14 protein-coding genes are annotated in these 12034 nt (G+C 67.7%); 13 read left to right on the top strand and 1 reads right to left on the bottom strand.

Annotated elements, in window-relative coordinates; all coding sequences use genetic code 11:
• Positions 1-173: 173 nt before the first annotated feature.
• The 9 genes from RSO68_RS02870 (at position 174) to RSO68_RS02830 (ending at position 7679) form a co-directional block, all read left to right on the top strand.
• Positions 174-1106 (top strand): urease accessory protein UreD, encoded by a 933-nt coding sequence (locus RSO68_RS02870; RefSeq protein WP_315585369.1) that lies wholly within the window; start codon positions 174-176, stop codon positions 1104-1106.
• A 25-nt stretch (positions 1107-1131) separates the two neighbouring features.
• Positions 1132-1434 carry an urease subunit gamma gene (locus RSO68_RS02865; RefSeq protein ID WP_089850642.1) on the top strand — a complete coding sequence of 101 codons (303 nt, stop codon included), beginning with the start codon at positions 1132-1134 and terminating at the stop codon, positions 1432-1434.
• Positions 1435-1482: 48 nt separating this feature from the next.
• Positions 1483-1815 carry an urease subunit beta gene (locus RSO68_RS02860; RefSeq protein WP_315585368.1) on the top strand — a complete coding sequence of 111 codons (333 nt, stop codon included), beginning with the start codon at positions 1483-1485 and terminating at the stop codon, positions 1813-1815.
• Entirely contained in the window at positions 1812-3527 is a 1716-nt protein-coding gene (gene ureC, locus RSO68_RS02855; RefSeq protein ID WP_315585367.1) for an urease subunit alpha, read from the top strand. The genes RSO68_RS02860 and ureC overlap by 4 nt, the downstream gene beginning before the upstream one ends.
• A gap of 247 nt (positions 3528-3774) precedes the next feature.
• Positions 3775-4320 carry an urease accessory protein UreE gene (locus tag RSO68_RS02850; RefSeq protein WP_089850635.1) on the top strand — a complete coding sequence of 182 codons (546 nt, stop codon included), beginning with the start codon at positions 3775-3777 and terminating at the stop codon, positions 4318-4320.
• Positions 4310-5026, top strand: coding sequence for an urease accessory protein UreF (locus RSO68_RS02845; protein WP_315585737.1), 717 nt, complete (start codon positions 4310-4312; stop codon positions 5024-5026). The genes RSO68_RS02850 and RSO68_RS02845 overlap by 11 nt, the downstream gene beginning before the upstream one ends.
• A 25-nt stretch (positions 5027-5051) precedes the next feature.
• On the top strand, positions 5052-5708 hold the full coding sequence (gene ureG / locus RSO68_RS02840; protein WP_089850632.1) for an urease accessory protein UreG: 657 nt from the start codon (positions 5052-5054) through the stop codon (positions 5706-5708).
• A gap of 78 nt (positions 5709-5786) precedes the next feature.
• On the top strand, positions 5787-6029 hold the full coding sequence (locus RSO68_RS02835; protein ID WP_089850630.1) for a hypothetical protein: 243 nt from the start codon (positions 5787-5789) through the stop codon (positions 6027-6029).
• Positions 6030-6248: 219 nt separating this feature from the next.
• The gene (locus tag RSO68_RS02830) at positions 6249-7679 is read left to right on the top strand and encodes a phospholipase D family protein (RefSeq protein WP_315585366.1); all 1431 of its coding nucleotides are present in this window, start codon (positions 6249-6251) and stop codon (positions 7677-7679) included.
• A 108-nt stretch (positions 7680-7787) separates the two neighbouring features.
• On the opposite strand, the gene RSO68_RS02825 is transcribed toward RSO68_RS02830, so the two are convergent.
• A complete protein-coding gene (locus RSO68_RS02825; RefSeq protein ID WP_315585365.1) occupies positions 7788-8717 on the bottom strand; it encodes a YihY/virulence factor BrkB family protein in 930 nt (309 codons plus the stop codon).
• A gap of 114 nt (positions 8718-8831) precedes the next feature.
• On the opposite strand from RSO68_RS02825, the gene RSO68_RS02820 reads away from it, so the two are divergent.
• The 4 genes from RSO68_RS02820 (at position 8832) to RSO68_RS02805 (ending at position 11928) form a co-directional block, all read left to right on the top strand.
• On the top strand, positions 8832-9386 hold the full coding sequence (locus RSO68_RS02820) for a YqhA family protein (RefSeq protein ID WP_315585364.1): 555 nt from the start codon (positions 8832-8834) through the stop codon (positions 9384-9386).
• A 148-nt stretch (positions 9387-9534) separates the two neighbouring features.
• On the top strand, positions 9535-10209 hold the full coding sequence (locus RSO68_RS02815) for a hypothetical protein (protein ID WP_315585363.1): 675 nt from the start codon (positions 9535-9537) through the stop codon (positions 10207-10209).
• 60 nt (positions 10210-10269) lie between these two features.
• On the top strand, positions 10270-10683 hold the full coding sequence (gene arfB, locus RSO68_RS02810; RefSeq protein WP_089850620.1) for an alternative ribosome rescue aminoacyl-tRNA hydrolase ArfB: 414 nt from the start codon (positions 10270-10272) through the stop codon (positions 10681-10683).
• 141 nt (positions 10684-10824) lie between these two features.
• Positions 10825-11928 carry a hypothetical protein gene (locus tag RSO68_RS02805; protein ID WP_315585362.1) on the top strand — a complete coding sequence of 368 codons (1104 nt, stop codon included), beginning with the start codon at positions 10825-10827 and terminating at the stop codon, positions 11926-11928.
• The last annotated feature ends 106 nt before the right edge of the window (positions 11929-12034 follow it).

Raw genomic sequence — 12034 nt, 5'->3', positions numbered from 1 at the left:
TGGTGCACCTCGCCTTCCGGCTGCCCCTTTCTGGTGCTTCGGTGATCCGGCGATACTCCCTTGATGGCCATTCAACCCATTGAAAATATTTGGGTAATTCTATTTATCACCGTTCTGGTACAGCCCTTGCTGAAGTCAGTGCAATTGCCACTTTCCTGACAGGGCGGACCGCCATGACGGCCTTCTCGACACTCACGCCAGGACCGCCATCGCCGGCCTCGGGGCCGGTCTCTGGGCCTGTCTCGGGGCATCGTTTCGATGCCGGACGCCACTGGGCGGCCTCGCTGGACCTGGCCTTCGAGACCCGAGACGGCGTGACCCGCATGACGCGAGCCCGCCACCACGGGCCGCTGCGGGTGCAGCGCTCGTTTCACCCCGAGGGCCGTCATGCGGAAGGCCGCCCCGGCGCCTGCCATGTCTACCTGTTGCATCCGCCTGGCGGCCTGGTCAGCGGTGACGCCCTGACCATCAGCGTCCGGGTCGGCGCGGGGGCCCATGCGCTGCTGACCACCCCGGCCGCCAACAAACTCTACCGGGCCGACAGCCATGGCGTCGCCTGGCAGCAGCATACGCACCTCGATGTCGCCGAGGATGGGATGCTCGAGTGGCTGCCCCAGGAAACCCTGGCCTTCGACGGCTCGAAGGGCGAGCAGCGCACCACCATTGCCCTGTCGGAGACGTCACGTTGCCTCGGCTGGGAGGTGATGGCCCTGGGCCGACCGGCGAGTGCGCTGCCCTTCACCAGTGGCCGCATCGAGCAGCGCTTTCATCTGACCCGCAACGGCCGGCCCCTGTGGCTCGAGCGTCAGCCGCTGGATCCCCGTCATCCGCGCTTTGCCGGCCGCTGGGGGCAGGGCGGTGCCAGCGTGCAGGCCACGCTCTGGGCGGTGGGGCTCGAGGACGAATCGGACGCCGTGGAGGCGCTGCGCGATAGTCTGCCGACGAATCCGCGATGGGCGGTGACGGTGCGCCACGGGGTGTTGCTGATGCGCTACCTGGGCGGCGAGCGCAACGAGGCCTGGCGGCTGTGTCGCCAGGCCTGGGAGATCCTGCGGCCGAGGCTGCTCGGCCAGCCGGCCCATATCCCCAGGATCTGGTTGACCTGATTGCTTTTCTTGATGGAGACGCCCCATGGAACTGACCCCTAGAGACAAGGACAAGCTGCTGCTCTTCTCGGCCGCCCAGCTGGCCGAGCGGCGCCGCGATCGTGGTCTCAAGCTCAACTACCCCGAGGCGGTGGCGCTGATCAGCTTCGAGATCCTGGAGGGCGCCCGCGACGGTCGTAGCGTCGCGGATCTCATGAGCCATGGGCGCGAGATCCTGACCCGCGATGACGTCATGGAAGGAGTGGCCGAGATGGTCGACGAGGTCCAGGTCGAGGCCACCTTCCCGGACGGGACCAAGCTCGTCACCGTGCATACGCCCATCGTCTGAAAACTGGCTGCACTCGCGCAGTTTTCAACATTACAGGAGGGAGTGCCGATGATTCCCGGTGAGTACCAGTTACAGGACGGTGAGATCGAGCTCTGTGCGGGCCGCGATCGGATCACCGTCGAGGTGGCCAATACCGGCGACCGGCCGATCCAGGTCGGTTCCCATTATCACTTTGCCGAGACCAATCCGGCCCTGACCTTCGATCGCGAGCGCACGCGGGGCTACCGGCTGGATGTGGCCGCCGGCACGGCGATCCGCTTCGAGCCGGGCCAGGTGCGTGAGGTGACGCTGATTCCCTATGTCGGGGCGCGCCGCATCTTCGGCTTCCGTGGCGACGTCATGGACAGCCTCGATGCACCGGATCAGGGAGCATCGTCATGACCTCTCCCAACAAGATCGGCCGTCAGGCCTATGCCGACATGTACGGTCCCACGACAGGTGATCGGGTACGCCTGGGTGACACCGAGCTGTGGATCGAGGTCGAGCGCGATGCCACCCACTACGGTGAGGAGGTGAAGTTCGGCGGCGGCAAGGTGATCCGCGACGGCATGGGGCAGAGCCAGCGTCACGACGATTCGGTCATGGACACCGTGATTACCAACGCGCTGATCCTCGACTGGTGGGGCATCGTCAAGGCCGACGTCGGCCTCCAGGCGGGGCGCATCAAGGCCATCGGCAAGGCCGGCAACCCGGATACCCAGCCGGACGTGGAGATCGTCATCGGCCCCGGCACCGAGGTGATCGCCGGGGAGGGCAAGATCCTCACCGCCGGCGGCATCGATGCCCATATCCACTTCATCTGCCCCCAACAGGTGGAGGAGGCGCTGGTGAGCGGCATCACCACCATGCTCGGCGGCGGCACGGGTCCGGCCACCGGCTCCAACGCCACCACCTGCACGCCAGGGGCCTGGCACCTCGGCAAGATGCTCCAGGCGGTGGATGACCTGCCCATGAACATCGGCCTGCTCGGCAAGGGCAACGCTAGCCTTCCCGAGGCGCTGGAGGCCCAGCTCGAGGCCGGCGCCATGGGCCTCAAGCTGCACGAGGATTGGGGGACTACCCCGGCGTCCATCGACAACTGCCTGAGTGTTGCCGAGCGCTATGACGTCCAGGTGGCGATCCATACCGACACGCTCAACGAGTCGGGCTTCGTGGAAGACACCCTGGCCGCCTTCAAGGAACGCGGCATCCACACCTATCACACCGAGGGGGCCGGGGGCGGCCATGCGCCGGACATCCTCACCGCCTGCTCGAAGCCTTATGTGCTGCCGTCCTCGACCAACCCGACGCGGCCTTATACCGTTAACACCATCGACGAGCACCTCGACATGTTGATGGTGTGCCACCACCTGGACCCCAATATTCCCGAGGACGTGGCGTTCGCCGACTCGCGCATCCGTCGTGAGACTATCGCCGCCGAGGACATCCTCCAGGACCTGGGGGTGATCTCGATGATCGCCTCGGACTCCCAGGCCATGGGGCGAGTCGGCGAGGTGATCTGCCGGACCTGGCAGACCGCCCACAAGATGAAGCAGCAGCGTGGGCTGCTGCCGGAAGATGAAGGGCGCGGTGCCGATAACGTGCGCGCCCGGCGCTACATCGCCAAGTACACCATCAATCCCGCCATTACCCACGGCCTGAGCCATGAGGTGGGCTCCATCGAGGTGGGCAAGCTTGCGGACCTGGTGCTCTGGAAACCGGCCTTCTTCGGCACCAAGCCGGCGCTGATCCTCAAGGGCGGCATGATCGCCATGGCTCCCATGGGCGACCCCAATGCCTCGATCCCCACCCCCCAGCCGGTGCACTACCGCCCGATGTTCGGCTCATTCGGGGGGGCGGTGAGCCAGACCCGCCTGACCTTCGTCAGTCAGGCGGCGCTCGCGGCCGGCATCAAGGACAGTCTCGGCCTGAAGAGCCCGCTCAGCGCCTGCCGGGACGTGCGGGGCGTGTGCAAGGCCGACATGAAGCTCAACGACGCCTGCCCCGAGCTCAGCGTCGACCCGCAGACCTACGAGGTGCGCTGCGATGGGGAGCTTCTGACCTGCGAGCCCGCCACCGAGCTGCCGCTCGCCCAGCGCTACCACCTGTTCTGATGACCATGGTGATGAGGATGCCCATGTATGAGAGCCAGCCTGTCGACGCGAAACCTCGCGTGGCCGCTGGTGACCCGGACGAAGCGACGCGGGCGATCTTCAGGGATGAAGATCGAGGAAAGCCGGCACAGGGAGGTGCCGTCTTTCCGACCGCGGGAGTCCGTACGGGGCGCCAGGGTTTCGGACACGTGGGGTTAAGCGAAGGCAGGACTGGCTCATCTCGAGACACCATAGGAGCGGTTGTTCAATGCTGAAACTGATCGAACGCCTCGGGCCCATCGCGGCCGACCAGGCCACCGATACCCTGACACTTCCCTTCGAGCAGCGCGTGTTGGGCCGGCTAAAGGCCGTAAGCGATGCCGGGCGCACCATAGGCCTGTTCCTCGATCGTGGCCCGGTGCTGCGCGACGGCGAGGGGCTGCGCGCCGAGGGGGGCGAGGTGGTGCGCATCCGCGCCGCCGTGGAGCCGGTGGTCACCGCCCGCATCGCGGCGGGCCTGCCGATGGCGCGTCTCGCCTATCATCTGGGCAACCGTCACGTTCAGCTGGCGCTGGGCGAGGATGAAGACGCTTCACCGGGTCAGGGCGGCTTCGTGCGCTTCCCGCCGGATCATGTGCTGGAGGCGCTGGCCGAGCGGCTGGGGGCGCGCCTCGAGCACCACCGGGCACCCTTCGACCCCGAGCCGGGTGCCTATTCTCACGCCCAGTTCCATACACCCTCTCCGGCCACGGCCGGGGAGGGTGATGGGCATCACCCGCATCACCACGGCCACGATCATGACCATGCCCACTGAGGGGCCGGCGACGGCGGCGCGGGGCGATGACCTGGCGCTGCTGGGATTGCTGCAGCTGGTCAGTCCGGCGCTGCCCATCGGCGCCTTCGCCTTCTCCCAGGGGCTAGAGAGCGCCTTCGAACTGGGTTGGGTGTCTGATGAAGCGAGTCTCGGCGAGTGGCTCGAGGGCGTGCTGGAGGACGGCCTGACTCGCTGCGAGCTGCCGGCCCTGGCCCGCCTGACCCAGGCCTGGGACGAGGCGGATGGCGAGGCCATCGCCGGGTGGGACGACTGGCTCGCCGCCAACCGCGAGACCGCGGAGCTTGCCGCCGAAGATAGCCGCCTGGGCGCCGCCCTGGTGCGTCTGCTGGGGAGTCTCGCGCTGTTGCCGGGTGGCCCCTCGAGCGAGGCACCGGCGCTGCCGGCCAACGCCGGCTATGTGACGGTCTTCGCCTGGACGGCGCACGTGCGCGGCGTGCCACCGCGCCAGGCGATGCTGGGCTTCGCCTGGGCCTGGCTGGAGAACCAGTTGGCCGTGGCCTGCAAGGCCCTGCCCCTCGGGCATACGGCGGCCCAGCGCCTGGTTGAGCGAATGCGCCCGGCGCTGGTATCCGCGGCAGACGCGGCCCTGTCGCTAGAGGAAGACGCCCTGGGGCCGGCGCTGCCGGGCCTGGCCCTGGCCAGTGCCCTGCACGAGACCCAGTACTCACGACTGTTCAGAAGCTAAGGCTGGAAAAGCCAGGAGAAGCACCATGACTCATTGTCTGCGAATCGGCGTCGGCGGCCCGGTGGGCTCCGGCAAGACGGCCCTGCTCAAGCAGCTCTGCCGCGCCCTTCGGGACCACTACGACATCGCCGTGGTCACCAACGACATCTACACCCGCGAGGATGCCGACTTCCTGCTCAAGCACGAGGCTCTGCAGGCGGATCGGATCCTCGGCGTGGAGACCGGGGGCTGCCCGCACACGGCGATCCGCGAGGATGCCTCGATGAACCTCGCTGCCATCGATGACCTGCAGGCGCGCCATCCGGGGCTCGAGCTGGTGCTGGTGGAGTCCGGTGGCGATAACCTCTCGGCGACCTTCAGCCCGGAGCTTTCCGACCTGACCCTCTACGTGATCGATGTCTCGGCCGGCGACAAGATCCCGCGCAAGGGGGGGCCGGGCATCACCAAGTCGGACCTGCTGATCATCAACAAGATCGATATCGCCGAGCAGGTCCACGCCTCGCTCGAGGTCATGGAGCGCGACTCGCGGAAGATGCGCGGGGAGCGCCCCTTCGTCTTCGCCAACCTCTACGACGGCGTTGGCCTGGAAGAGATCATCGCCTTCATCCTCGAGCGCGGCATGTTGGCCGAGCGTCGTCCGATGTCGTCGACCACTCCCGGCCGCGATGCCGCCCCTGCCTGAGCCGCAGGCGCCGAGCACGGCTGCGTGGCCGATCCAGCGTTTTCCCGACCCTTTTCATTACTCCCAGGAGATCACCCCATGACCCTGCGTCCTTCCAAGATGCTCCGCTCCGTTACCCTCGGCGCCACTCTGCTGCCGGCCAGCCTGCTATTGAGCCCCTTGGTGCTGGCGCACTCGGGCCATGCGGCCCCCACCGTCCACGCCCATACCGGCAGCCCGGCGATGCTCGCGGTGCTGGCGATCGGCGCGCTGGGGCTGGCGGCGCTGGTGCCCCTGGCGCGCCTGGTGTGGCGTCGCCGCCGGCGGTACCGCCAGGGCTGAATCGGATACGGTCACGATCTGCTGCGCCCGGCCTCGGCCGGGCGTACTGCTTTTGCGGCGGCCGGTCGCTATGCTGGCGGGAACGTCGCCCGCCTCGGCGACAGGGAACGCGAGGGAGCCATGGTGGTCGGGCAGCGCCTGGGAAGAGGTCGGAGGAAAGACGGCATGAAGGGCCGAGGGACGGATGGCGTGGAAGGCCGAAGCAAAGGGAGGCGCCGAATGTGGCCCTGGATCGTGACGGCACTGCTCGTGGCCTGGCTCGCCATGGGCGCCTGGCAGCGCTACAAGCCGCTGCCGGAAGGGCTCGGCCAGGCCTTTCCCGAACGCACCGCCGAGGGTGTGCGCTTTCTCGCCGACGAGACCTGGTACGCCCCCTCTGGTGAGCGACACGCCCGGCGCCGGATCTTCGACGAGGCCATGGCGCTGATCGGCCAGGCCGAGCGCCTGGTGGTGCTGGACATGTTCCTGTTCAACGATTTCGCCGGCGCCGCCGATGGCCAGGACTTTCGGCCGCTGTCGGCGCAGCTTACCGATGCCCTGGTCAAGCGCAGGTCGCAGCGTCCGGCGCTCGAGGCCGTGGTGATCACCGACCCGCTCAATACCCTCTATGGCGGTCTCGCGCCTGCCCACCTCAAGCGGTTACGCGAGGCGGGCGTCACGGTGGTGATCACGGATCTGACGCGGCTGCGGGCTTCAAATCCGCTCTGGTCGGGGGCCTGGCATCTGGGGCCGCGCTGGCTCGGCAACCACCATGACGGTGGCTGGCTGCCCAATCCCCTGGGGCCGGGGAAGGTGCCGTTGCGAAGCTACCTGAGCCTGCTCAACTTCAACGCCAACCATCGCAAGACCCTGGTCGTCGACCGGGGGGATGGCTGGTCGGCACTGGTCACCTCGGCCAATCCCCATGATGCCAGCAGCCGGCACGGCAACGTGGCGCTGCGCTTCGAGGGGGCGGCGGCGCTGGACCTTCTGGCCTCGGAGCGCCCGGTGGCCGGCTGGTCGGGCGTGCGCCTGCCGGGTCCCGGGGCCTTGGACGCCCCGCAGGCCCCGGTGGCGGGCGCGAGGCTGCAGGTGCTCACCGAGGGGGCCATCCGCCGGGCGCTGCTCGCGGCCATCGAGGCAAGCGATTCAGGCGACCGGCTGGATGTCGCCGTCTTCTACCTCTCGCATCGCGAGCTGATCGAGGCGCTGGTGGCGGCCCGGCGACGCGGCGTGGTTCTGCGAGTGCTGCTCGACCCCAATCGTGACGCCTTCGGGATCGAGAAGGGCGGCATTCCCAACCGGCCGGTGGCACGCGAACTCCATGCCGCCGGGGTGCCGATACGCTGGTGCGTCACCCAGGGCGAACAGTGCCACAGCAAGCTGCTGCTGCGTCGACCCGCCGATGCCGGTGGCGAGGTCGAGATGATCCTCGGCTCCGCCAACTTCACCCGGCGCAACCTGGACGACCTGAACCTGGAGACCAGCGTGCGCCTGGTGGGGCCCGCCGGCACCGAGGCCCTCATCGACGCGGCGGCCTTCTTCGAGCGTCGCTGGCACTCGACCCCGCCTCGCATCACCAGCGAGCCCTTCGCGGCCCATGACGACGCCTCGACCGGGCAGTGGCTGCGCTATCGGCTCATGGAGGCCACCGGGCTCTCTACCTTCTGATCTGCCTTTCGATCCATCTCCTGAGCCACTTTCCGAGCCGGTCCGTCACTGAGCCATGCCGCCTGCTGCGCCACGCGCCGTGCTGAGCGGCCATCGCCACCGAGGGCGTCAATCCACGTGGGTTACCGCCTGGCGACGAGGGTCGATGTACCAGGCCAGGCCGAGGCGGGCGTTGCGCTCCAGCTCGGCGATGACCTGGGCACCGAGCAGCAGGATGATGGCGCCTACCTCCAGGCTCAGCAGCACCACGACCAGGGTCGCCAGCGAGCCATAGACCGCGTTGACCAGGGAGATGTTGGCGAAATAGAACACCAGCAAAAGGCGCACGCCCTCCCAGAGCAGGGCGGCGACGAAGCCCCCCACCACGGCGCGACGCAGGGCGATGGTGACCACCGGCAGCACCTTGTAGATGGCGCTGAACAGCAGGAAGACGCCGAGGAAGCTGGTCAGGTTGAGCATCGGCTCGGAGAGGCCGGCAAGGGGAAGGTTGCGTTCGAATAGCGACAGCCACAGCGCATTCATCGAGCTGGCCAGGCTGACCAGCAGGGTCAGGGCGAGAAGGCCCGCTCCGAGCACCAGCATGAAGGCGTAGGGCAGCGCCACCGAGACCCAGAGGCGGCGATGGGGATGGTGGGTGTCGGGCGCATGGAAGATGATCGCTAGCGCATCCTCGAGCATGCGAAAGGCGAAGGAGCTGAACAGCAGCAGGACGGGAAAGCCCAGGATGCCGATGACGTCGCGGGAGCCGAGCAGGGTGCGCACGGCGTCGAGCAGCACTTCCGCGTGGGCGGGGGCCAGATGGCGCGCCTGGATGGAGAGTACCTCGAGCAGATGCTGCTGGTCGACCACGCCGGCCAGCAGCACGACCATCAGCGCGAACAGCGGCACGATGGAGAGCAGGATGTTGTAGCCGACCCCGCCGGCCAGCAGGATACCGCGATTGCGCAGGAAGGCGCATATCACCCGCCACAGGAACTGCAATGTCAGCGGCAGCAGGGTGAGGAGCGACTGTCGGGGTGTTTTGGGGAGTGGCGTCATCGGGGCTGCCGTGCCAGTGTACCTGCGTCATCATAGGGGTATCCTGCGCGCCTGGGTCAAATGTTCGGCGGCGTTCGTGCCGGCCGACGCCCCGTCATCGAGGAGACGCACTTCATGGAACCAGAAAAACGCCCCGACACCCGGCCCCCGCGGCATCGCGGTCAACTCGAGCGACGCTTCGAGGCCTTTTTGTGGCACTCGCGCTTGATGGTGTTGATGGCCGTGATTCCGGCGCTGCTGGGGGCACTGGTGCTGTTCATCATCGCCAGCCTGGACGTGCTCTCGATCCTCGCCGATACCTGGCGCCACTACCTCAACGGCGGCGTCGACATCCACAAGACCGTGGTCACCGACATCATCGTGGCCGTGGACATCTACCTGATCGCCCTGGTGCTGATGATCTTCGCCCTGGGCGTCTACAAGCTCTTCGTCTCGCGCATCGAGCCCGCCGAGGGGCGCGATCCCCACCACCCCTTCAACGTCAGCTCTCTTGATCAGCTCAAGGACAAGATCGCGCGGGTGGTAATCCTGGCGGTGATCATCGAGTTCTTCCGTGCGGTGGTGGGGATCAGCTTCGACACCCCGCTGGATGCCATCTATCTGGCGCTCTCGGTGCTGGCGCTGTCGCTGGCGCTCTATCTGATGGCGCTGGCGCATAAGCAGGAGTGACGCCGGCCCAGGTGCGGCTACCCGAGCGCGTTCCCCCTCGTAGCGCGTTTCCCGGGCGGATGCATGGCAAGACGCTGCCGGCCCGCGCATAATGCGCGCTTTCGGCGCCATTCCGGTGGCCGTTCCACTCCCGTGACAGCGAGACAGCATGGCCAAATTCGAAGAGATCGGCACCGCGAGCATTCCCGGCCAGGGCACCCAGCTGCGCTTGCTGCAGCGGAATGACGAGTTCTCCATTCGTATCGCCGGCGCGCCGGGCGATCTGATGAATACCCGCCTGCATGGCTCCGAGGATGCCCTGGCGGATCTGGCCTGCGAACGGATCGCCGATCGCCCCGGCGCCCGCGTGCTGGTCGGCGGCCTGGGCATGGGCTTCACCCTGGCGGCGGCCCTGGCGGCGCTTGGCGAGGATGCCGAGGTGGTGGTCGCCGAGCTGGTGCCGGGCGTGGTGGAGTGGAATCGCGGTCCCCTCGGGGCGGCCGCCGGCTACCCGCTGGATGATCCGCGAACTCGCGTCGCCCTGGGCGACGTGGGCGAGCTGCTGCGCGGCGAACCCGGCGGTTTCGACGCCATCATGCTCGACGTGGATAACGGGCCCGAGGGACTGACGCGTCGCGAGAACGACTGGCTCTATTCGCCCCAGGGGCTCTCCGCGGCCCAGGAAGCGCTGCGCCCCGACGGGGTGCTGGCGGTCTGGTCGGCGGGTCAGGATCCGGCCTTCACCGAGCGGCTGCGTCGCGTCGGCCTGCTGGTCGAGGAGGTTACCGTGCGCGCTCATCGCCCCGGCAAGGGTGCGAAGCACCGAATCTGGCTGGCCAGCTGATCGGCTTCATGCCCGGGCGGTGTCCGCGCCGGGCCCACTCTCCACGATAAGGCAGGTAGCATGCTGGAACTCTCTCGCCAGGTGACCATACCCGACCACGAGATCGAGATGCAGGCGGTACGCGCCCAGGGCGCCGGCGGCCAGAACGTCAACAAGGTCGCCACCGCCATTCATCTGCGCTTCGATATCCGCGCGTCCAGCCTTCCCGAAGGCTTCAAGGAAAAGCTGCTGGCGCTGGGCGATCAACGCATTACCCGCGACGGCGTGGTGATCATCAAGGCCCAGAGTCACCGCACCCAGGAGCGCAATCGCACCGAGGCCCTGGCGCGGCTCAAGGCGCTGATCAAGAGCGTGATGTACGCGCCCAAGAAGCGCATCGCCACCCGCCCCAGTAAGGGGGCCAAGCAGCGTCGGCTCGACAGCAAGAAGAAGCGCGGCCGGCACAAGGCCCTGCGGGGCAAGGTCGAGTCCTGACGTTGACGGCGTCATCGTCGCTCGGGTGGCGGTCGCCGGTTGGGCGTGTATGCTGGAAGACGACACCATGATGGCCGGCCGAGTTTGGCCGGCGACCGACACCCAATTATTCAGGGGGACTCGCCGATGGCGGATACGTCGATGAGTGAGCTGTTCAAGGACAACCGCGTCAAGGGCCTGACGGCCGTTGCGGCGGTCGCACTGATCTGGGCGCTGATGGCGCAGTCGAGCTCCAGTTCCAGCAACGAGGCACTGGAGTCGCTCCGCGAGCGCCTCGATACCGTGCAGGCCGAGAATGCGTCGCTGTCCGATCGCGTCGAGGAGTTGCAGAGCGCGGCCGGCAACATCGATGACCTTGAGTCGCGTCGCACCGTGCTTGGCGAAGAGCTGCAGGCCGCCGAGGCCGAGCTGGAGGGGACTCGGGCCGAGATAGCCGCCGCGCAGACCGAGCTTGAGGCGGTACAGGCCTCCGTGAACTCCGCACAGTCCGACCTGGAGGAGCGCCAGGCAGCGCTTGCCAACGCCGAGGAGGAGCTCGCGACCACGAAGGAGGAGCGTCAGCAGGCCGCCCAGGCCCGCGATGAGGCCCAGGCCTCTCGCCAGCAGGCCGAAGAGGCACGCCAGGCCGCCGAACAGGCTCGCCAGGAAGCCGAAGCAGCCCGTCAGCAGGCCGAGCAGGAACGCAGTGAGGCAGTCGCCGCCCGTGACGAGGCCATGGCTCGGCTCGATGAGCTCCAGCAGGAGAGCGCCTCCGCCGAGGAGACGCTGGCCGGTCTTAACGAGGAGATCGCCGACCAGAAGGAGACGCGTGAGGCGCTCCAGCAGGAGATCAGTGAGCTCGAGGCGAGCCGCAACGAGGCCGCCGAGACCCTCGAGGCGACCCAAGGCGAGCTGGAGCAGGCCCGCTCAAACGTCGCCCAGTCTCGCGAGATGTTTGAGGACCTCGAGCTCGCCATCAAGCTGGGCCGTGAAGAGGTGGCCAAGATCGAGTCTCAGATCGAGTCGCGCCAGTCCCAGCTCGAGCGCCTGGACACCCAGCTCGAGACCTGGCGCAGCGAGCTGGCTGAACTGGATCAGAGCGTTCAGTCCAGCGACAGTGAAACCGCCGAGGCCAAGCCGCAAGCCGAAGCCAAGCCGGAAGCCGAGGCCAACTCTGAGGGTGAATCCGAGCCGCAAGCCGAGGCCAACTCTGAGGGTGAATCCGAGCCGCAAGCCGAGGCCTCCCAGGAGACCAATCCCGACTGAGCCATCCCGAGGGATCGTCCCAACCCGCCGAACGGCGAGCCACCGGCTCGCCGTTCTCGTTTCGGGCTTCGAAAGCCAGGCATTGCATGGCGGGGCGACCCGGCGG

Source organism: Halomonas saccharevitans (assembly GCF_032333995.1).
Classification (GTDB): domain Bacteria; phylum Pseudomonadota; class Gammaproteobacteria; order Pseudomonadales; family Halomonadaceae; genus Halomonas; species Halomonas saccharevitans.
This window is presented reverse-complemented; position numbering and strand designations above follow the sequence as displayed.

Bases quoted from the DNA above. Each gene is read 5' to 3' on its own strand.
- RSO68_RS02865 (WP_089850642.1), top strand. From the start codon at position 1,132: ATGGAACTGACCCCTAGAGACAAGGACAAGCTGCTGCTCTTCTCGGCC.
- arfB (WP_089850620.1), top strand. From the start codon at position 10,270: ATGCTGGAACTCTCTCGCCAGGTGACCATACCCGACCACGAGATCGAG.
- RSO68_RS02830 (WP_315585366.1), top strand. From the start codon at position 6,249: ATGTGGCCCTGGATCGTGACGGCACTGCTCGTGGCCTGGCTCGCCATG.
- RSO68_RS02820 (WP_315585364.1), top strand. From the start codon at position 8,832: ATGGAACCAGAAAAACGCCCCGACACCCGGCCCCCGCGGCATCGCGGT.
- RSO68_RS02870 (WP_315585369.1), top strand. From the start codon at position 174: ATGACGGCCTTCTCGACACTCACGCCAGGACCGCCATCGCCGGCCTCG.
- ureG (WP_089850632.1), top strand. From the start codon at position 5,052: ATGACTCATTGTCTGCGAATCGGCGTCGGCGGCCCGGTGGGCTCCGGC.
- RSO68_RS02835 (WP_089850630.1), top strand. From the start codon at position 5,787: ATGACCCTGCGTCCTTCCAAGATGCTCCGCTCCGTTACCCTCGGCGCC.
- RSO68_RS02815 (WP_315585363.1), top strand. From the start codon at position 9,535: ATGGCCAAATTCGAAGAGATCGGCACCGCGAGCATTCCCGGCCAGGGC.
- RSO68_RS02825 (WP_315585365.1), bottom strand. From the start codon at position 8,717: ATGACGCCACTCCCCAAAACACCCCGACAGTCGCTCCTCACCCTGCTG.
- RSO68_RS02860 (WP_315585368.1), top strand. From the start codon at position 1,483: ATGATTCCCGGTGAGTACCAGTTACAGGACGGTGAGATCGAGCTCTGT.
- RSO68_RS02850 (WP_089850635.1), top strand. From the start codon at position 3,775: ATGCTGAAACTGATCGAACGCCTCGGGCCCATCGCGGCCGACCAGGCC.
- RSO68_RS02845 (WP_315585737.1), top strand. From the start codon at position 4,310: ATGCCCACTGAGGGGCCGGCGACGGCGGCGCGGGGCGATGACCTGGCG.
- ureC (WP_315585367.1), top strand. From the start codon at position 1,812: ATGACCTCTCCCAACAAGATCGGCCGTCAGGCCTATGCCGACATGTAC.
- RSO68_RS02805 (WP_315585362.1), top strand. From the start codon at position 10,825: ATGAGTGAGCTGTTCAAGGACAACCGCGTCAAGGGCCTGACGGCCGTT.